The sequence below is a fragment of the Bradyrhizobium sp. USDA 4538 genome (genome assembly GCF_024171045.1).
GTDB classification, from domain to species: Bacteria; Pseudomonadota; Alphaproteobacteria; order Rhizobiales; family Xanthobacteraceae; genus Bradyrhizobium; species Bradyrhizobium australafricanum.
This window is the reverse complement of record NZ_JALJZE010000001.1, coordinates 909,318-927,564: the sequence shown is the minus strand read 5'-3', so window position 1 is coordinate 927,564 and position 18,247 is coordinate 909,318. Positions and strand designations below refer to the sequence as shown.

Below are 18,247 nucleotides of genomic sequence, written 5' to 3'. Positions count from 1 at the left end.
CGGACCGGGTTGAACCGGGACCGGGGCTCTAGACTACCGGCGACCGGCCACCATCGACATTGATGGCGGTGCCGGTGATGTAGGAGCCTTGCTCCGAGGCCAAGAAGCAGGCGAGGTTGGCGAACTCCTCCGCCGTGCCGATGCGGCCGAGCGGGGTGCCCTTGGCAAGGCCCTTGGCGAATTCCCCGAAATCCGTGTTCGGCGCCTGGGCAGCATGCCGCTTGACCCATTGATCGCTCATGATCAGGCCGACCAGCAGCGCGTTCACCAGGATGTTGTGCTCGCCGCCTTCATTGGCCATGACCTTGGTCAGCGCCATGCCGGCCGCACGCGACACCGAGGTCGGCGCGGAATTGCCGGCCGGCGCTTTCGCAAAGGTGTTGAGCACATTGATGATGCGGCCCCATTTGCGCTGCTTCATGCCCGGCCACACCAGCCGGCTGAAGCGGATCGCGGCGAACAGCTTCAGGTCGAGGTCCTCCTGCCAGGCCTCGTCGCTGATGCTCTCGAACGCCAGCGTGCGCGCCGTGCCGGCGTTGTTGACGAGAACGTCGATCTTGCCGAGATCGGCAACGATCTGGTCGTGAGCCTTGCTGATGTCGGAAGCCTTCGCGACGTCGCAGACATAATCGCGTACCACAAGGCCGTCCCTGGCGAGCGCTTCGCGCGCCGCAGCGAGGTCGGCCGCGCCGCGGGCGAGGATCGCGACCCTGGCGCCGGATTCGGCAAACCGCCGCGCCACCGCGATCCCGATGCCCTTGCTGCCGCCGGTAACCACCGCGACGCGGTCCTTCATTGATAGGTTCATTGTTGTTCTCCCTGGGGCTGGCCCGGAGAGGACGCTATCAAACCGACAGCGCGACCAACAAGGTCATGCAGAGCAGGTGTGCTGTGACAATCAGTGCGAGATGGAGCGGACCGGACATCGGAGATCTCCATGGTGGTGCGCGGCTTATTTGTCGTCAGGCGAGCACCGCCGTCTGTCTCCCTCCCCCTGAAAGGGGGAGGGCGGGGTGGGGGTTGCTCTCCACGGACGCCGGCGTCTGCGGAGGCAGGATCCCCACCCGGATTGCTGTGCAATCCGACCTCCCCTTTGCAAGGGGAGGTGAGGAAAGAGCGTGCCCGGTTCACGCGCGCCGCTAGTTCAAGCTCGCGCTCGCCGTGAAGCTGCGGTCGACAGCCTTGCCGACATCCAGCGTCTTGCCGAGGATGCCGTAGCGGGTGGCGCGATCGGAGGCGGCCTGCACCTCCTTCACCACGGCCTCGTCGATCGCGATCGGGCTCGTCTTCTGCGCGGTGTAGGCGGCGAGCAGCACGTCCTCCGGCAGTTTTGTGAGCTCGGCCGTGTTCCTGGCATACTCGGCGAGATGGTCGAGCGACCACAGCCGCGCCTTGTTGAGCCGCTGCACCAGGTCCTGCACTGCCGCGCGCTTGGTGGCGATTGCGTTGTCCGAGGCGACGATGAAGGTGATGGTCGGCGTCAGCCCTTCGCCGTCGGCGACGACGCGCACCTTGTCCTTCAGCGTGGCGTAGGAGATGTACGGCTCCCACACCGCCCAGGCGTCGATCGAGCCGGCGAGCAGCGCGATCTTGGCGTCGACCGGGCCGAGCGGGGCGAAGGTCGCGTCCTCGATCCTGCTGCCGGCCTTCTCCAGCGTCGCGTTGATCAGGAATTGGCCCCAGCCGCCGCGGGTGCCGGCGAGGCGCTTGCCCTTCAAATCGGCCGCCGTCTTGATCGGTGAATCCCCGCGCACCAGGATCGCCTGCGTCCGCGCATCGGAGCGCGTGCCGCCGATCGCCTTGATCGGCGCGCCCGACGCATAGACGGTGAGGAAGGACAGATCGCCGGTGTAGCCGACGTCGAGCGCGCCCGCGTTGATCGCCTCCAGGATCGGGGCCGCGGCTGGGAATTCCGACCACTCGATCTTGTAGGGCAGATCCTTGGCGAGGCCGGAAATCTCCAGCAGCGAGCGGTTGCCGCCCTTCTGGTCGCCGACGCGCAGCACGATCGCGTCGGCCGCGAGCGCCGCAGCCGATGTCGACAGCGTGATCACGGCCGTGATCAGCGCTGCCGCCGTGCGGCGGGTGAGAGAATAGGCAGGGCCCGAGCGGGTCAGTTTGCGCATATGAATTTTCTTCCTGATTCATTCGCTGCGCCGCGGAACGCGCGGCAGCGTTCGATCAAGTCTATGAGCAAGCCGTTCGCCGTCAACGAAACGGAAATCTGAATTCGCCGGCTGCGCGGCAAGGATGATCTCGTCAAGCAGGCCGCGCGTAGAAGACATCGCGCATGCGGCCGCAAAACGCCTAGATTTGATGCAGTCACGGGTGATCGCGCCGCATCTCCGTCTGGGACGATCGTGAAAATCCTTTCATCGCCGCGCGATGCGATCGTGGAGAGTTCAGCTGTGGCGCCGACAACATTCGAAATTCCATTTCATTGACGATGATCTTGTCGCGCCGCATCATTTGCATGTTGCTTTGAGTGCAATCGCGCCGGAGAAATCCGCTTTTTTCTGAACCATGTGCTTCGAACGACGGGGCGTTCAAACGGAGACGTTTTGCGCGCGGGGCGGAGCCTTGCCGAAATGCAGGAGTGAAGATGTCGACGGATAACAAGAAGACGGTGATGGATCGCCGCACATTGCTGCGTGCGGGCGCCGCCGCGGCCTTTGCCGCGCCGATCGGGGCGTATAGTGCGCAGGCCTTCGCGCCACGGGCGATCACGCCGGCGATCGACTTCTCGGAATTCCCGGTCTGCAAGACCGCATCCGATGCACCGGCTTTGACCGGCGCGCCGCGCAAGCTGAAGCTGTCCTGGAACGCCGGCGCGGTCTGCCTTGCGCCGCTGCCGGTCGCGATCGACCACGGCTTCTTCCAGAAGCAGAATCTCGACGTCGAGCTGGTCAACTATTCGGGCTCGACCGACCAGCTGCTGGAGGCGATCGCCACCGGCAAGAGCGACGCCGGTCTCGGCATGGCGCTGCGCTGGCTGAAGCCGCTGGAGCAGGGCTTTGACGTCAAGATCGCCGCCGGCACCCATGGCGGCTGCATGCGCGTCCTGACCCGCACCAATTCCGGGGTCGACAAGCTCGCCGATCTCAAGGGCAAGATCGTCGCGGTCGGCGATCTCGCAGGTCCCGACAAGAATTTCTTCTCAATCCAGCTGGCCAAGCTCGGCATCGACCCGATCAAGGACGTCGACTGGCGCGCCTATCCCGGCAATCTCCTGAACGTCGCGGTCGAGAAGGGCGAGGTGCAGGCCTTCCTGTCGTCGGACCCGCTGGCCTATCTCTGGCTGAAGGATGCGCAGTACAAGGAGGTCGCCTCCAACCTCGACGGCGAATATCGCGACAAGAGCTGCTGCATCGTCGGCCTGCGCGGCAGCCTGGTGCGCGAGGAGCCTCAAGTCGCGCGCGCCATCACCCAGGCGCTGCTCGACGCCGCGATGTTCACCTCGCAGAACCCGGACAAGGCGGCGAAGTCGTTCCAGCCCTATGCGCCGAAGGCGGCGAGCCTCGCCGATCTCGAGGCAATGGCGCGCTACCACACCCATCACCATCATCCGACCGGCGAGGTGCTCAAGCGCGAGCTGAAGGGCTACGCCGACGACCTCAAGACGGTGCAGGTGTTCAAGCAGAGCACCGACACGGCCAAATTCGCGGAGCGGATCTATGTCGACGTATTCAGTGTCTGACGCGACGGCCGCGGCCGCGCCGCGTGCGGCGGTCACGTTCTCGAACCTCTCCGGCAGTTACGGTGTCGGCCTTGCGGCGAGCCTCGTCTGGCTCGCATTCGGCCTCTCATGCCTCTATTGGCCCGATGTCGGCGACTGGTCGCGGACCGGATCGCTCGGCATCGGCGCGATCGTCATCGCCGCGTTCATCCTGTTCGGCACATTCAGCGCGGATTATCTCGGCGGCGCCGGGCAGGCGCTGCGCAAGCGCGCGCCATGGCTGGTGGCGTTCGGCGCCTTCGTGACGTTGTGGGAGGTGGCCACCGCAAAGTTCGCCTGGCTGCCGCTGCCGTTCTTCCCGCCGCCGCAGTCGATCCTCGAGGTCTATACCGACGATCTGCCGAAACTGCTCGATAGCGTGTTCGCCTCGATCAAGCTGCAGCTCGGCGGCTACATCATCGGCGCAACCGTCGGCTTTATCACCGGTGTCTCGATCGGCTGGTCGCAGAAGATCGGTTACTGGGTGCATCCGGTGCTACGCTTCATCGGCCCGCTGCCGGCCACGGCCTGGCTGCCGATCGCTTTCTTCACCTTTCCGTCGAGCTGGAGCGCCTCGACCTTCCTGATCGCGCTTGCCACCGGCTTTCCGGTGACGGTCCTGACCTGGTCGGGCGTCGCGAGCGTCAGCAGCGCCTATTACGACGTCGCGCGCACGCTCGGCGCAAAACCGTCATTCCTGGTGCTGAAGGTCGCGATCCCTGCCGCGCTGCCGCATGTGTTCGTCGGCCTGTTCATGGGGCTCGGCTCGTCCTTCGCCGTGCTCGTCGTCGCCGAGATGATCGGCGTCAAGGCCGGGCTCGGCTGGTACCTGCAATGGGCGCAGGGCTGGGCGGCCTACGCCAACATGTATGCGGCGCTGATCGTGATGTCGCTGCTTTGCTCCGGCGCGATCACGCTCTTGTTCCGCACCCGCGACCGCCTGCTGGTCTGGCAGAAGGGCGTCGTCAAATGGTAGCGCAGTCCGCAGCTGAGGCGATCACCTATCCGGCGGTCGGCGCCGAGCTCGATATCGAAGGCGTCAGCCACGCCTTCGATATCGATGGCGCCACGCTGCCGGTGCTCGACAATGTCAACCTCGCGATCGCGCCGGGCGAGTTCGTCGCGCTGCTCGGCCCGTCCGGCTGCGGCAAGTCGACCTTGCTTCGGCTGGTCGCGGGGCTGGAGAAGCCGCGCGCAGGCACGCTGCGCGAGGATGAAGTCCGCATCGCCGGCCCGCATCCGTCGCGGGTTGTCGTGTTCCAGGATCCGACGCTGTTTCCGTGGCGCACGGTGTGGGACAATGTCGCGCTTGGCCTCGAAGCGCAGGGCATCCTGAAGGCGCAGCGTCACCGCGTCGATGACGTCATCGAGCTGGTCGGCCTGTCCTCGTTCCGCAACGCTTATCCGCACCAGCTGTCCGGCGGCATGGCGCAGCGCGTGGCGCTGGCGCGCGCGCTGGTCAACGATCCGAAGATCCTGGTGCTCGATGAGCCGCTCGGCAAGCTCGATTCGCTGACGCGGATCGCCATGCAGTCAGAACTCGTCGCGCTCTGGCAGCGCAAAGGCTTCACCACGCTGTTGGTCACCCATGACGTCGAGGAGGCGCTGGTGCTCGCCAACCGCGTCATCGTACTCTCCGATCGACCGGCGCGGATCAAGGCGGACATCGCCGTCGCCCGGCCGTACCCGCGGCATCGCGGCGATCCTTATCTGGCCGAGCTGCGCAAGCAGATCCTCGGCCTGCTCGGACTGGAGGCGACATGGTGACATCTGCGGCGAGGGAGCTGCATCCGGCGGACGAGCCCGAGCACATCGCGCGCGTGTTGCGGCTCGCCGCCGTGTTTGCAGCGCGTGCACCGGCGCACGACCGCGACGCCAGCTTTCCGTTCGAGAATTTCGCCGATCTCTCGCGCGAAGGCCTGCTGGCGCTGACCGTGCCGGCCGCGCTCGGCGGCGGCGGAGCAGGTGCCCGCGACGCCACGCGCGTGCTCGGCATCATCGGCAAGGCCGATCCGTCGACCGCGCTGGTGCTGTCGATGCATTACATCCAGCATCTGGTGATGGCGCACAGCACGCGCTGGCCGGGCCGGCTGTCGCGCAAGCTCGCCAGGGAAACGGTCGAGGGCGTGGCGCTGATCAACGCGCTCCGCGTCGAGCCCGAACTCGGCTCGCCCGCGCGCGGCGGCCTGCCGGCGACCACGGCGCGCCGCACCGAGACCGGCTGGCGGCTGACCGGCAAGAAGATCTATTCGACCGGCGCGCCGATCCTGAAATGGTATTCGGTCTGGGCAAAGACCGATGAGCCGGAGACCCGTGTCGGCTTGTTTCTGGTTCCGGCCGGGTTGCCGGGAACGCGGATCGAGGAGAGCTGGGACCACCTTGGCCTGCGCGCCAGCGGCAGCCACACCGTGATCTTCGACGACGTGGTGTTTCCGCTGGATTACGAGATCGACGTCCGCAGGCCCGACGACTGGAAGGTTCCTGACGTGACCCAGGCGACCGTGCATGCGATCTTCGTCGCCGCGATCTACGACGGCATCGCCCGCGCGGCCCGCGACTGGCTGGTCGAATTCCTGAAGCAGCGGGTGCCCGCCAATCTCGGCGCGCCGCTCGCGACCCTGCCGCGGATGCAGGAGGTCGTCGGCGCGATCGAGGCCCGCCTTGCGGTCAATGCTCGCCTGATCGACAGCTTCGCCGCCGATTTCGATAACGGCTTCCCGCTGTCCGCGATCGAGTCTAACATCATCAAGCTGACGGTGACCAATAACGCCGCGGCAGTGGTGGAGGATGCCTTGTCGCTGACCAGCAATCACGGCCTGTCGCGCACCAATCCGCTGGAGCGGCATTACCGTGACGTGCTGTGTGGCCGCGTCCATACCCCGCAAGACGATGCCACCCGTGTCTCCGCCGGACGCTCCGCGCTGGGCGTCTGAAAACAATAGCCAACAACAACGGAGTTCCCGTCATGCCGGTCGAGTTCATCGGCTTCATCACCAACAACAATGCCTCCGAGACCATCGTCCGCTCAGGCCCGGTGCTCGATCCGCCCTATATCGAGACGGTGGCCAAGGCCCATGAGCTCGCCGGTTTCGATCGCGCGCTGCTGGCGTTCCACTCCACCACGCCGGACGCGTTGCAGGTCGCGCAGCATGTCCTGACCATCACCAAGCAGCTCAAGGTGATGATCGCGCAGCGACCGGGTTTCACCGCGCCGACGCTGCTGGCGCGCCAGCTTGCGACGCTGGATCAGTTCTATGGGGGCCGCGTCTCGCTGCACGTCATCACCGGCGGCAACGCCATCGAGCTGCGCCAGGACGGCAACACCCTTGACGACAAGGACGAGCGCTACGCCCGCACCGGCGAATTCCTCGACGTGGTGCGGTTGGAATGGACCAGCGAGAAGCCGTTCAACTACAGCGGCAAGTATTACAACGTCGAGAACGGATTCTCGCAGGTGAAGCCGCTGCAGAAGGGCGGCATCTACACCTTCGTCGGCGGCGGCTCGGACGCTGCGGTCGAGGTCGCCGGCAGGCACGCCGATACTTTCGCGCTGTGGGGCGAGTCCTACGCGCAGGTGCGCGACGTCACCGCGCGGGTGCGCGCTGCCGCGGCCAGGCACGGAAGGCCGACGCCGCGCTTCAGCCTGTCGGTGCGGCCGATCCTCGCCGACACCGAGGAGAAGGCGTGGAAGAAGGCGGAACATATCCTCGAGCGCGCCACCGCGCTGCAGGACCAGACCGGCTATCGCCGTCCCAACCACGCGACCGACGGCGCCAAGCGGCTGCTGGCGCTCGCCGATCAGGGCACGCGCATCGACAAGCGGCTGTGGACCGAGATCGCCAAACTGACCGGCGCCAACAGCAACACCACCGCGCTGGTCGGCACACCCGAGCAGGTCGCCGAGGTATTCGGCGATTATTACGATCTCGGCGTCAGCCACTTCCTGATCCGCGGCTTCGACCCGCTGGTCGATGCGATCGATTATGGCCGGGCGCTGATCCCGCTGACCCGCAAGCTGATCGAAGCGCGCGACCAGCAGCGGGGGATTGCCGCCGAATGATCCGTCTCATTGTTGCGGCAGTGCTTGCGCTCGTCGCCGTCGACGCGGCCTTCGCGCAGACCACGCTGCGCGTCGGCGACCAGAAGGGCAATTCGCAGGCCGTGATGGAAGCGGCCGGTGTGCTCAAGGACGTTCCCTACAAGATCGAGTGGAAGGAGTTCGCCGCAGCCGCGCCGCTGCTGGAGGCCCTGGGCGCAGGCGCGATCGATACCGGGCTGGTCGGCGACGCGCCGTTCACCTTCGCGGCGGCCGCCAAAATTCCGGTCAAGGCGATCGTGGCGGTGCGGCAGTCGCGCGACGGGCTCGCGGTCCTGGTGCCGGAAAGCTCTGCGATCAAGAGCTTTGACGATTTGCGCGGCAAGAAGATCGCGACCGGCCGCGGTTCGATCGGCCATCAGCTGATCCTGGCGGCGCTGGAATCGAAAGGCTGGCAGGCGAACGACGTGCAGATCGTGTTCCTCGCGCCGTCGGATGCCAAGGTCGCCTACACGCAGGGCGCGGTCGACGCCTGGTCGACCTGGGAGCCGTATGTGAGCCAGGAAGAGGTGCTGTTCAAGTCGCGCCGCGTTATCACGGCCGACGGCATTACGCCCGGCCTCGGCTTCCAGGTCGCGACACCGGATGCGATCAAGGCCAAGCGCGCCGAGCTCGAGGATTTCGTGCGGCGGTTGGCGGCCGCGCGCGCATGGTCGCAGAACAATGTCGAAGGCTACGCCGCGACCTGGGGCAGGCTGATGAACATCCCGCCCGCGGTGGCGGTGAACTGGCTGACGCGGGCCAAGATCCGCATCGCGCCGATCGACGACAGCGTGGTCGCCGACGAGCAGAAGACCATCGACCTCTACGACCGCTGGGGCCTGATCCGGCAGAAGATCAACGCCGCCGACATTGTCGACCGCTCGTTTGGTGCGGCCGTCGGGAAGGGCGCAGGACTGTAGGCAATTTGCAAGCGATACCAAACATTCAGCGTCGTCCTGGCTTTCGCCAGGACGACGGGTGCTTGCACGATTTCGGAATATTAGAAGAATATCCCTGATTTGCCCGACGCGTCAAGTTGGGTTGTCGAACGTGTCAGTAGCTCGTGATCTGTCGCCTGTTTGTAGCTCGTGAAGTGTCGTGTTTTCGGTGCTCCGGAACAAGGGGGGCACGATGGGCACGGCATCCATTCACGAGGGTGTACGACGGATGCGGTTTTCAGATTTGCTGGATCGGACGGAGGCGAAGGAACTGACGCAGGAGGCAGCTTCGGAGGTTCTTGGGATCAGTGTTCGGACGTTTCAACGCTGGGCGGAGCGCTATGAGGCGGAGGGCGACGACGGGCTTGTCGACCGCCGGCTGGGGCGTCGTTCGCCACGGCGGGCGCCGGAGGAGGAGCTGGAACGGATGCTTGCGCTGTACCGGGACAAGTACGCGGACTTCACGGTGAAGCACTTCCACGAGCAGATGCAAAAGCGGCATGATTATGTGCTGGGCTATACGGTGACGAAGCTGGCGCTGCACGCGGCAGGGCTGGTGCGGAAGGCTCCGAAGCGTTCGGCGCACCGCAAGAAGCGGCCGCGGCGGCCGCTTCGGGGCATGCTGCTGCACCAGGACGGATCGCGCCACGTTTGGATCGAAGGCCTGCCCGCGAGGGACCTGATCGTCACGATGGACGATGCGACGAGCGAGATCTACTCGATGGTGCTGGTCGAGGAAGAAGGAACGGCCTCGACCTTCCAGGCCTTGCGCGAAGTGATTGGCGAGCATGGCCTGTTCTGCGCGCTCTACACCGACCGCGGCAGCCATTATTTCCTGACCCCAAAAGCTGGCGAGAAGGTCTCGAAGACGCAACAAACCCAGGTGGGACGGGCTTTGTCGCATCTTGGGATCGAGCATATCGCAGCCTATTCGCCGCAGGCGCGCGGGCGCTCCGAGCGGGTATTCGGCACCTTGCAGGATCGGCTGCCGAAGGAGCTGCGGCTTGCCGGGATCACGACGCTCGAAGCTGCCAACGCGTGGCTGAAGGCGCATTACATCCCCGGGCACAACGCCGCGTTTGCGATCAAGCCCGAACAGGAAGGCTCGGCATTCGTGGCCGACCGGCATGAGGCCTGGCGCGAGGCGCTGTGCGTGATCGAGGAGCGAACCGTCGCCAACGACAATACCGTTGCATGGAACGGTCGGCGGCTGCAGTTGCCGGAGAGCCGGCTAAGACCTCACTTCGTCAAGGCCTTGGTGCGGCTACATGAGTATCCCGATGGCACCGTCAGCGTGTTCCTTGGACCGCATCGATTGGCGAGGTTTGCGCCTGACGGACAGCAGATCAGCCCCGACGCGCTTCAGCCTGGCGGCGTGCTCGGAGCCGTCAAGGACAAGCCCTGGCGGGCGCGCAAGCGCGCGTCCTTGACCGCTCCTGCGCGCGCCGCCGTCGAGAAAGCGCGGGTCGGGACGGAGAAACGGGCTTCAAGTCGAACAAAGAAACTCACCCACAGGGCTAAAACCGCCACAACAGCCGTGGCATGATCAATCAGGGAAAGCCGTCCCCGCCTTCCGGCTCCCCTGCAAATCAGAAACGAAGGCGACAGATCACGAGCTACAAAAACACGACATCTTCACCCGCTACGGACAGCCGCCCGGTCGAAGGCCGGCAGCCGCGAGCTCCTTTGCATGGGGTTGTTTTCGATATTTTGCCGGCGCACCTGCGGCGGCCCTGCAAGCGGGAGATGTGGACCGTCTGCGCGGAAGCGATTCAACTCCGCACCATTGCACCGCTAACGAACCCGTGATTCAAAACATCCATTCGTCCGCGGGCTGCCACGCGGCAAGGATTTTCCCCGTTTGGCACATTCCAAAACCGCAACGTTGCTATTTTCGCCACGACCTTGCCACCCCGCCCGGCGCCGCCAAGATCAAAAGCACGAACAATCGAGTCCGGGAGATCACCATGGGCCTTCAACAAACTCGCATCGAGTCGCTGCCGTTTGTGACCGCTGAACTGAATTATCTCGCGCCGACGCCGGGCAAGCCCCGGACCTACGCCTTCGATCCGCCGCCCGGCGAACCCAAATCCACCGCGCTGCCCGAAGCCCACAATGTTCCGATCTTTGACGGGCGTCTGATTGCCGACAGTTTCTCGCTCGACCGCGAGGGCTTTGCGCTGGTCAAGCATCCGACCAGTGTGAGGGACTATTACGACGAGAACGAAGTCCGCAACGTCTACTACCCGGCCGTGGAAGCCTTCCTGAAGGCGACGCTGAAGGCGGATCGTGTCTTCATCTTCGATCACACCGTGCGCAAGCGCGTCGAGGGCGCGGCGGATATCCGCGGCGGTGGTCCGCGCCAGCCGGCGACGCGCGTCCATGTCGACCAGACCGCCGTCTCCGGCCGCAACCGGGTGTTCGAGCACCTGCCCGACGAGGCCGAGCAGCTGGTGAAGGGCCGCGTCCAGGTGATCAATCTGTGGCGCCCGATCCGCGGGCCATTGCGCGATTCACCGCTTGCGATGGCCGACGGTACGACAGTGGCGCCGGAGGATCTGATCGCCTCCGACCTGATCTATCCGAACCGCAGCGGCGAGACCTATTCGGTGAAGTACAATCCGAACCATCGCTGGTTCTACATTCCAGAAATGACGCCGGACGAGGCGATCCTGCTGAAATGCTACGACTCGGCGACCGACGGCCGCACCCGGTTCGGGCCGCATACCGCGTTTGTCGATCCCACCACGCCCGCGGATGCCGCGCCGCGCGAGAGCATCGAGCTGCGCACGCTGGTGTTCCATAAGCAGTGAAGGACGCAGTCCCCACAAACTCGTCATGCCCGGGCTCGTCCCGGGCATCCACGTCTTTGGTTCTGCGTGAAGATAGACGTGGATGGCCGGGACAAGCCCGGCCATGACGGCGTCGAGGCAGCAGCATTGCCTCCAAAGTTGGCACCATCCGCCCAATAATGTTACGCCCGTCGCCAAACCGCTCGGGGAAGAGGCGATTCGTGGACGGCGTGGTGACGAAGGAAGAGGCGGGGATCGGGTTCCGCGCCCTGGTGCTTGCACTTCTGGCATTGGCCTCCGGCCACATGCTGTCGACGCTGCTGCGGACCATCCCGGCGATCAGCCTCGATCTGATGGCGTCGGATTTCGGCACCTCGCCGCAGGCGCTCGCGAGCCTCACCTCGATCTATCATTTCTCCTTTGCCGCCTCGCAAATCCCGGTCGGCGCCGCGATGGATCGTTTCGGCGTGCGGCCGGTGTCGTTGAGCCTGCTCGCCGGTACCGTGATCGGAACGCTGGTCTCGGCGCTGGCGACGGGGCCTGCGAGCTTTGTGCTCGGCCAGCTCATGCTCGGCGTCGCCACCTCGGGCATGCTGATGTGCCCGATGACGCTCGCGGCGAAGCAGATGTCGGCGGCGAAGTTCGGCCTGTGGTCCGGCCTGATCCTCTCGATCGGCAATATCGGCATGCTGCTGTCGGCAAGCCCGCTGGCCTTCGTGGTCGATCAGTTCGGCTGGCGCGCCGGTTTCTGGGTTTCGGCCGGCTTCGGCATTGTGGTGCTGATCGCGGTGTTCGCGCTGGTGCCGCGGCAGCCGGCGGCGCATGCGGATGATTCCTCGCCGCTGCACCAGATGGCCGAGGTGCTCCGGCTCGGCATGTCGCGTGGCCTGCGCGGGCTGATCGCGCTGTCGCTGGTGTCGCTCGGCGCGTCGCTGACCCTGCGCGGCTTGTGGGGCGGCCCGTGGCTGATGGACGAGAAAGGGCTGAGCCGGATCGAGGCCGGCAATGTGCTCGGCCTGTTCACGCTGGCGATGATCGTCGGCCCGGCCTGCATCGGCGCTTTCGATCGCAAGTTCGGGCACCGCCGTGCCATGGTGGCGGTGACGCACGCCATCGCCGCGCTGCTGCTCGTCTTGATGGCGGCCGGTGCACCGCATTTCCCGGTCTCGAACCTCTTCGGCGTTGCCGTGATGCCGACGCAATATGACTTGGTGCTGTTGATCCTGATCGGGCTTGCGACGTCGGCGCAGCCGCTGATCTACGGCATGACGCGGCAGCTTGTCGCCGCACAGAACACCGGCAAGGCGCTGTCGTCGGTCAACCTCGCGTTCTTCCTCGGCGCGGCGCTGCTGCAATCGAGCACCGCCGGCGTCGCCGCGCTGTTCGGGCTGCCCGCGGTGCTGCTGTTCATCGCCGGCGCGCTGGTGATCGGGATCGTGCTGTTCCTGATCTACACCAGGCCCTAAGGCGCGATGAGATTGGGTTGAATCGTCATCGCGCCTTAGCTCTTTGTTTGAGCATGATCTTTTCGGAAAACCGCTTCGCACTTTTCCGGATCATGCTTAGCGCTCCGTTCCGATCAGATCGTCTGCGCCTGCTTGCGAATCTCGTTGGCAAGTGGCCGCAGGGAATCGCCCCCGCGCGGCCCCACCAGGGAGTAGCCCGTACCGCCGTCGGCCCACGAGAAGCCCGCGACGTCGCCACCCGAATGCGCGGCCATCGGCGCGTTCTGGTCTGACGTCATCGGGCGGGTGAGAACCACGAGCCGCTCGCCGCGATCGTCGTCGTACATGAACATGGCCGCAGGACCATGTGCGGTCGGCACTACCCGTCCGCCCATCAAACGATATCCCGACTTGGTGAGATCCGGCAGCTTCACCGGTTGATGCAACCGGTTGGAGACCCATTGCACAAGCTCGGTGCTGTCGCGCAGCTCGACCGGCCGCGTGCGATCGGAGGCGTACACTCTGTAGGAATCGCTGGCCTCCTCGGCGAGCGCCACAATTCCGCCGACCGGTGCCTGTGTCGCGCCACGGATCATCCATCCACCGAGGCCGCCGATCGAGAGCATCAGCATCGCTGCGATGGCCCAGCGCAACGACGAGGGGCGGCGACGAGGGCTCTCGATCATCCTGGCGAGGTTGAGCCGCGGCGGCAGCGGCTCCTCGGCGATCGGCAGCAGCGCCGATCGCAAAAGGTTACGCTCATCGGAGTAGGCGGCGATGCGCTTGGCCACGTCCGGATGCTTGTCCAGATAGGCACGGACATCGGCCTCGCGTTCCGGCTCCAGAGCGCGATCGACATAGGCATGCAGATCGTCTTCTGTAATGGGTCGGTTGCTCATGTCTTGTTCCGCAATTGCACGACATTATGATCCAGGTCGCCGGGCGTCCCCTCCAGTTCGTGATGCAGCCGCTCGCGGGCGCGCGCGAGGCGGGACATCACCGTGCCAATGGGCACGCCCAGCACCTTCGCAGCATCGGCGTAGGACAAATCCTCGACACCGACGAGCAGCAGCACCGCACGCTGGTCATGCGGAAGCTTGGCAAGCTTCGCCATGACATCGCGATACATTACCTTGTGCTCCTGCGCCGCTTCCTGGCCGAACGAACCCTCGTTGGTTTCGTCGATCGCGACATGAACGCCGCGCACCGTTGCGCGGCGAAACTGGTTGATGGCGAGATTATGCAGGATCGCGAACAGCCACGGGCGCGGATTGTCCGACCGCCGCTGCTCCCAGTGAATGACGGCGCGTTCCAGGCAGTCCTGCACCAGGTCGTCGGCCGCCGCATGGTCGCGGACCAGGGCCCGCGCATAGCGCCGCAAGGCGGGTATCAGCGGCTCGACCAGGTGCAGCATGTCGCTCATGGCGCTTGGACCTGCACGACCGCTCCGAGTTTCGCCGGCTCGCCGGCTGCGATGACGAGGTAGCGTCGCTCCGCCCTGGCCGCGCTCTGCACGATCTGCCGGATCGGACCGGCCGCGTTGACGATCGCGGAGCCGGCCGGATTGGTCATGAAGGCTGCCAGCGGCTCCACCATGCCGCCACCGTCGGCGTGTTCGGCCAATCCCAGCACGTAGCGCTGCTTCGGCTCGAGCCCGGTCACGGAAGCCTGCAGCACCTGGATCAGCCCTTGATCGAACAGCGATACGCTGGTCGGCGGCTTCTCGTCCTTGGCTTGCTTTTTCGGTGCGAGCGCGAGGTGAGCGGCCTGGCCGGCGACGCCGAGGGCTTGCAGGTTCTGGCGATCTTCCGGATTTGGCGCGGCGTTCGGCACATAGACGATCGCCTGCGGCGCCTGGCCGATCGGGATGTTGGCGATCACCTTGTTGGTCGCGGTGTCGATCGCCGCCAGCGCGTCGGCATTTTCGAGACCGACATAGACCCGCGTGCCGTCGCCGGACGGCCAGACGCCGTGCGGCAGATTGCCGACGGGAATGGTCGCGACTTGCGAGAAGTCGTCGGTTCGAAACACCTTGACCTCGTTGGTGCCGCCGATCGTGACATAGGCCAGCGTGCCCTTAGGCGTCTTCGCGAAATTGACGTGGTTGGTGATCGGGCCGCTGTCGATGGTCTTGATCAGGTTGAACGGCGGCTTGGCGTTGAACACCTGCGTCCTGCCGACATCCTTCAGCGTGAACCAGACCTGGTCGCCATCGGGCGAGGCCGCGATGTTCGGGCAGAACGGGCTTTCCTGCTTCACCTTCGCGACGATCTGATGGTCTGCGACCGAGACCACGTCGGTTTCCGGGTTGAACGACGAACAGATGTAGCCGTACTTGCCGTCGGGCGAGAATATCTGCATGCCGGGTCCCGCAGGCACCTCGATGCGCGTTGTTTCCTTGAAGCTCTGCGCGTCGATGACCGAGATGTAATTCTCGCCGCGCACCGTGACCCATACTTCCCTGCCGTCGGGCGTGAAGAACGCCTCGTGCGGTGACCGCCCGATATAGGTGACGTGCTTGACCGCGTTGGTTGCCGTGTCGATGAAGCTCACCGAGTTCGAACCGATCGAGACCACTGCGAGCATGTGATGGTCGGGCGAATAGCCCATACCGTGGACCAGCACCTGGCCCTTGTAGAGCGGGCTGAAATTGCCCGGCTGCGGGTCGCCGAGCCGGATCACGCCGAGCAGCTTGTTGTCGGCCGGGTCGGTGACCGACACCGTGTTGGAGAACTGCTCGGCGGCGTAGACGCGATCGTGATGGCTGACCGGAATGTCGGGCGCGGACGCAGCGCCCGGCGCCTGTCCGGCGAAAGCAGGGCTCGACATCGCCAGCGCGGTCGTGGCCAGCAGGCTCTTGAGGATTTGACGGTTCATCGTTTGAGGCTCCTAGTTCTTCATTCCGTGGGACATGTTCATATGATCGTGAGCAGCGGGCGCCGGGCTCTGCTGCGTCGGGGCGGGCGCGGATGCCGTAACCGGGTCTCCGATCGCGAGCTTCATGGCGTCGATCTCCTGCTGCTGCTCGACGATGATTTCCTGCGCGATCCGGCGCAGCTGCTCGTTCTTGCCGTAGCGGAGCTCGATCACCGCCATGTCGATCGCGCCCTGGTGATGCGGCGTCATCATCGCGACGAAGTCGCGGTCGATGTCGCCGCTCGGCTTGGCCGCCATGTCGTTCATCATCTTGGTCATCGCGGTATCGTTTTCAGCAAGGAAGGCGCTCTCTTCGGCCGTCTGCCCGGTCTGGACCGGATGATGGTCGTCATGCGCAAAAGCAGCCGCCGCAGCTGCAAAAGCGAGCAGGGCGGCGCCGGCGCGCGGCGCGAGGCCGGACTTAAGGAATCGAGGAAGCATTTGCGTTCACCCTGGGAGTTGTCGGGGAGGCCCGAGCGGTTACGGGCTTGGGCCGGCTTGCATGGGTGGGACGCAGCAGCGTGAGCTCTATTCCGTCGTCAGGCAGATTCTTGTCGATCACGACTTGCTGATCGCCGGAATGATCCGTTTCGGCCGGGCCAGCCGATTTGCGATCCGCAAGCCACTGGCTATAAGAAGGAATTCCGGTTTCGATCGACCGGTTCCACCATCCTCCCTGCGCAAGTCGCTCGCGCCAAGAAGGCCAAGATGTCCGCCAAGATCGATCCGATCACCCGCTCCGTCGTCCAGCACCGCCTGTCGTCGATCGTGAAGGAGATGGGCGAAGCCATGCTTCGCACCTCCTATTCGCAGATCCTCAATTCCAGCCGCGATTTCTCGCTGGCGATCTGCGACACCAACGGGCGGCTGATCGCGCAGGCCGACCACATTCCTGTTCATGTCGGCGCCTTGCCCTGGGCGACGCTGGCGGTCGAGGAGCGCTTCAAGGACGTCGCGCCCGGCGACGTCATCCTGCTCAACGATCCCTATCAGGGCGGTAGCCACCTGCCGGATCTCACAGCCTTCGTGCCGGTATTCGATGGCGGAAAAAGACTGCTCTGGACCATCGTGCGCGCGCATCAGAGCGACATCGGCGGCGCCACCCACGGCGCCTACAACCCCGGTGCGACCGAGATCTATCAGGAAGGCATTCGCATTCCGCCGATCAAGCTCTACGAGGCCGGCAAGCCGCGCGAGGATCTGCTCGACCTCCTGGCTTTGAACATCCGCAACCCCCGTGAATTCCGCGGCGACCTCGCGGCAATGCTCGGGGCCGCGCATCTCGGCGAGCGCCGCGTCGCAAAACTGTTCAGCGAGTTCGGCGCGGAGACGGTCGAAGCCGCGATCGAAGCCATTCTCGATGCCACCGAGCAGCAGACCCGCGCCGTGGTGTCGACCTGGAAAGACGGCGTGTTCCACGGCGAGGCCTTGCTCGACGATGACGGCCACGGCCGCACTGACATCAAGATCGCCGCCAAGGTGACCAAGAAGGGCAGTGACATCGAGGTCGATCTCACCGGCTCGGATCCGCAGTCGACCAGTTTCGTGAACTCGTCGCACGCCAACATGCAGGCCGCGGTCGCGATGGCCTTCGCCTATCTGATCGACGCCGATATCCCCAAGAACACCGGCGCGCTGCGGCCGCTCAAGGTGGTGGCGAAGCAGGGCACGATTGTCTGGGCCGATCCCGGCCGTCCCGTCACCTTGTGCACCAGCCATCCCTCCAACGAGATCGTCGAAGCCATCATCAAGGCGATGTCGGCGTCCTGTCCGGATCGGGTGATGGGCGGCTGGGGGCGCCGCTTCCGCATCGCGATCCAGGGTGAGGATCCGCGCAACGGACGCAATTTCATCTGGCACATGTTCCAGGCACGGCCCGGCGGCGGCGCCTCGCCGGGCGGCGACGGCTATTCTTCGATCGGCGAGTGGCACTCGGTCGGCGGTCTCAAATTCGGCAGCATCGAGGTGGCCGAGGTGCGCTTTCCCCTGCATTTCCGCCAGCACGAATTCCGGCCGGACTCCGGCGGCGACGGCCAGCATCGCGGCGGCCTTGGCGTCGCGCTCGACATGGTGCTGGAGACGCAAAAGCCGGCCAAGGGCAACACCGCCGGCGACGGCGCGCGCCATGGTCCCTGCGGCATGCTCGGCGGCAAGGACGGCGAGCCTCATCACTACAGGCTGCTCTCGGAAGGCCGCGAGCCGCGCGTGCTGAAGACGAAAGAAGTCGGCATCGAGCTGCGCCCAGGCGATTGCCTCGAGATCCGCTCCTCTGGCGGCGGCGGCTGGGGTCCACCGGAGAAGCGCTCGGCGGAAGCGCGGGCGCGCGATCTTGCGCAAGGTTTGGTTTCGAAAGCGGTGTAGGG

16 protein-coding genes are annotated in these 18,247 nt (G+C 65.3%); 10 read left to right on the top strand and 6 right to left on the bottom strand.

Annotated features, from left to right (window positions below; translation table 11 throughout):
- Positions 1–28: 28 nt before the first annotated feature.
- Together J2R78_RS03980 and J2R78_RS03975 are read right to left on the bottom strand one after the other, a co-directional pair.
- A complete protein-coding gene (locus tag J2R78_RS03980) occupies positions 29–808 on the bottom strand; it encodes an SDR family oxidoreductase (RefSeq protein WP_253587504.1) in 780 nt (259 codons plus the stop codon).
- Positions 809–1,139: 331 nt separating this feature from the next.
- Positions 1,140–2,126 (bottom strand): ABC transporter substrate-binding protein, encoded by a 987-nt coding sequence (locus J2R78_RS03975; RefSeq protein WP_253603011.1) that lies wholly within the window; start codon positions 2,124–2,126, stop codon positions 1,140–1,142.
- Positions 2,127–2,602: 476 nt separating this feature from the next.
- Between J2R78_RS03975 and J2R78_RS03970 the strand changes: the two genes are divergently transcribed.
- From J2R78_RS03970 to J2R78_RS03930, 9 genes are all read left to right on the top strand, one after another.
- Entirely contained in the window at positions 2,603–3,697 is a 1,095-nt protein-coding gene (locus J2R78_RS03970; RefSeq protein WP_253587503.1) for an ABC transporter substrate-binding protein, read from the top strand.
- Positions 3,675–4,691, top strand: a complete 1,017-nt coding sequence (locus J2R78_RS03965) for an ABC transporter permease (protein ID WP_141340949.1) — start codon at positions 3,675–3,677, stop codon at positions 4,689–4,691. Before J2R78_RS03970 ends, J2R78_RS03965 begins: the two co-directional genes overlap by 23 nt.
- Positions 4,685–5,482, top strand: a complete 798-nt coding sequence (locus J2R78_RS03960; RefSeq protein ID WP_229193070.1) for an ABC transporter ATP-binding protein — start codon at positions 4,685–4,687, stop codon at positions 5,480–5,482. Before J2R78_RS03965 ends, J2R78_RS03960 begins: the two co-directional genes overlap by 7 nt.
- A complete protein-coding gene (locus J2R78_RS03955) occupies positions 5,476–6,648 on the top strand; it encodes an acyl-CoA dehydrogenase family protein (RefSeq protein ID WP_253603009.1) in 1,173 nt (390 codons plus the stop codon). The genes J2R78_RS03960 and J2R78_RS03955 overlap by 7 nt, the downstream gene beginning before the upstream one ends.
- A 32-nt stretch (positions 6,649–6,680) precedes the next feature.
- On the top strand, positions 6,681–7,775 hold the full coding sequence (locus J2R78_RS03950) for an LLM class flavin-dependent oxidoreductase (protein WP_253603008.1): 1,095 nt from the start codon (positions 6,681–6,683) through the stop codon (positions 7,773–7,775).
- Positions 7,772–8,713, top strand: coding sequence for an ABC transporter substrate-binding protein (locus J2R78_RS03945; protein ID WP_253603006.1), 942 nt, complete (start codon positions 7,772–7,774; stop codon positions 8,711–8,713). The genes J2R78_RS03950 and J2R78_RS03945 overlap by 4 nt, the downstream gene beginning before the upstream one ends.
- 247 nt (positions 8,714–8,960) lie before the next feature.
- Positions 8,961–10,277, top strand: a complete 1,317-nt coding sequence (locus J2R78_RS03940) for an ISNCY family transposase (RefSeq protein ID WP_253603005.1) — start codon at positions 8,961–8,963, stop codon at positions 10,275–10,277.
- A 421-nt stretch (positions 10,278–10,698) separates the two neighbouring features.
- Positions 10,699–11,544 (top strand): CmcJ/NvfI family oxidoreductase, encoded by an 846-nt coding sequence (locus tag J2R78_RS03935; RefSeq protein ID WP_253603003.1) that lies wholly within the window; start codon positions 10,699–10,701, stop codon positions 11,542–11,544.
- Positions 11,545–11,753: 209 nt separating this feature from the next.
- Positions 11,754–12,989, top strand: a complete 1,236-nt coding sequence (locus tag J2R78_RS03930; RefSeq protein WP_253609751.1) for an MFS transporter — start codon at positions 11,754–11,756, stop codon at positions 12,987–12,989.
- 113 nt (positions 12,990–13,102) lie between these two features.
- Here the strand turns inward: J2R78_RS03930 and J2R78_RS03925 are convergent, their stop codons facing one another.
- Genes J2R78_RS03925 through J2R78_RS03910 form a run of 4 tightly spaced genes read right to left on the bottom strand, consistent with a single transcriptional unit; the run spans position 13,103 to position 16,325 of the window.
- Positions 13,103–13,867 (bottom strand): anti-sigma factor, encoded by a 765-nt coding sequence (locus J2R78_RS03925; RefSeq protein WP_253603000.1) that lies wholly within the window; start codon positions 13,865–13,867, stop codon positions 13,103–13,105.
- Positions 13,864–14,391, bottom strand: coding sequence for an RNA polymerase sigma factor (locus J2R78_RS03920; protein ID WP_253602998.1), 528 nt, complete (start codon positions 14,389–14,391; stop codon positions 13,864–13,866). Before J2R78_RS03920 ends, J2R78_RS03925 begins: the two co-directional genes overlap by 4 nt.
- Positions 14,388–15,845 carry a YncE family protein gene (locus tag J2R78_RS03915; RefSeq protein WP_253602995.1) on the bottom strand — a complete coding sequence of 486 codons (1,458 nt, stop codon included), beginning with the start codon at positions 15,843–15,845 and terminating at the stop codon, positions 14,388–14,390. The genes J2R78_RS03920 and J2R78_RS03915 overlap by 4 nt, the downstream gene beginning before the upstream one ends.
- Before the next feature lie 12 nt (positions 15,846–15,857).
- On the bottom strand, positions 15,858–16,325 hold the full coding sequence (locus J2R78_RS03910; RefSeq protein ID WP_253602993.1) for a DUF305 domain-containing protein: 468 nt from the start codon (positions 16,323–16,325) through the stop codon (positions 15,858–15,860).
- A 267-nt stretch (positions 16,326–16,592) separates the two neighbouring features.
- Between J2R78_RS03910 and J2R78_RS03905 the strand changes: the two genes are divergently transcribed.
- Positions 16,593–18,245: a hydantoinase B/oxoprolinase family protein gene (locus J2R78_RS03905; RefSeq protein WP_253602991.1), complete on the top strand. Its 1,653-nt coding sequence runs from the start codon at positions 16,593–16,595 to the stop codon at positions 18,243–18,245.
- Positions 18,246–18,247: the final 2 nt, after the last annotated feature.

Coding starts and splice junctions, on each gene's coding strand:
- J2R78_RS03980 (WP_253587504.1), bottom strand. CDS start 808: ATGAACCTATCAATGAAGGACCGCGTCGCGGTGGTTACCGGCGGCAGC.
- J2R78_RS03975 (WP_253603011.1), bottom strand. CDS start 2,126: ATGCGCAAACTGACCCGCTCGGGCCCTGCCTATTCTCTCACCCGCCGC.
- J2R78_RS03970 (WP_253587503.1), top strand. CDS start 2,603: ATGTCGACGGATAACAAGAAGACGGTGATGGATCGCCGCACATTGCTG.
- J2R78_RS03965 (WP_141340949.1), top strand. CDS start 3,675: ATGTCGACGTATTCAGTGTCTGACGCGACGGCCGCGGCCGCGCCGCGT.
- J2R78_RS03960 (WP_229193070.1), top strand. CDS start 4,685: ATGGTAGCGCAGTCCGCAGCTGAGGCGATCACCTATCCGGCGGTCGGC.
- J2R78_RS03955 (WP_253603009.1), top strand. CDS start 5,476: ATGGTGACATCTGCGGCGAGGGAGCTGCATCCGGCGGACGAGCCCGAG.
- J2R78_RS03950 (WP_253603008.1), top strand. CDS start 6,681: ATGCCGGTCGAGTTCATCGGCTTCATCACCAACAACAATGCCTCCGAG.
- J2R78_RS03945 (WP_253603006.1), top strand. CDS start 7,772: ATGATCCGTCTCATTGTTGCGGCAGTGCTTGCGCTCGTCGCCGTCGAC.
- J2R78_RS03940 (WP_253603005.1), top strand. CDS start 8,961: ATGCGGTTTTCAGATTTGCTGGATCGGACGGAGGCGAAGGAACTGACG.
- J2R78_RS03935 (WP_253603003.1), top strand. CDS start 10,699: ATGGGCCTTCAACAAACTCGCATCGAGTCGCTGCCGTTTGTGACCGCT.
- J2R78_RS03925 (WP_253603000.1), bottom strand. CDS start 13,867: ATGAGCAACCGACCCATTACAGAAGACGATCTGCATGCCTATGTCGAT.
- J2R78_RS03920 (WP_253602998.1), bottom strand. CDS start 14,391: ATGAGCGACATGCTGCACCTGGTCGAGCCGCTGATACCCGCCTTGCGG.
- J2R78_RS03915 (WP_253602995.1), bottom strand. CDS start 15,845: ATGAACCGTCAAATCCTCAAGAGCCTGCTGGCCACGACCGCGCTGGCG.
- J2R78_RS03910 (WP_253602993.1), bottom strand. CDS start 16,325: ATGCTTCCTCGATTCCTTAAGTCCGGCCTCGCGCCGCGCGCCGGCGCC.
- J2R78_RS03905 (WP_253602991.1), top strand. CDS start 16,593: ATGTCCGCCAAGATCGATCCGATCACCCGCTCCGTCGTCCAGCACCGC.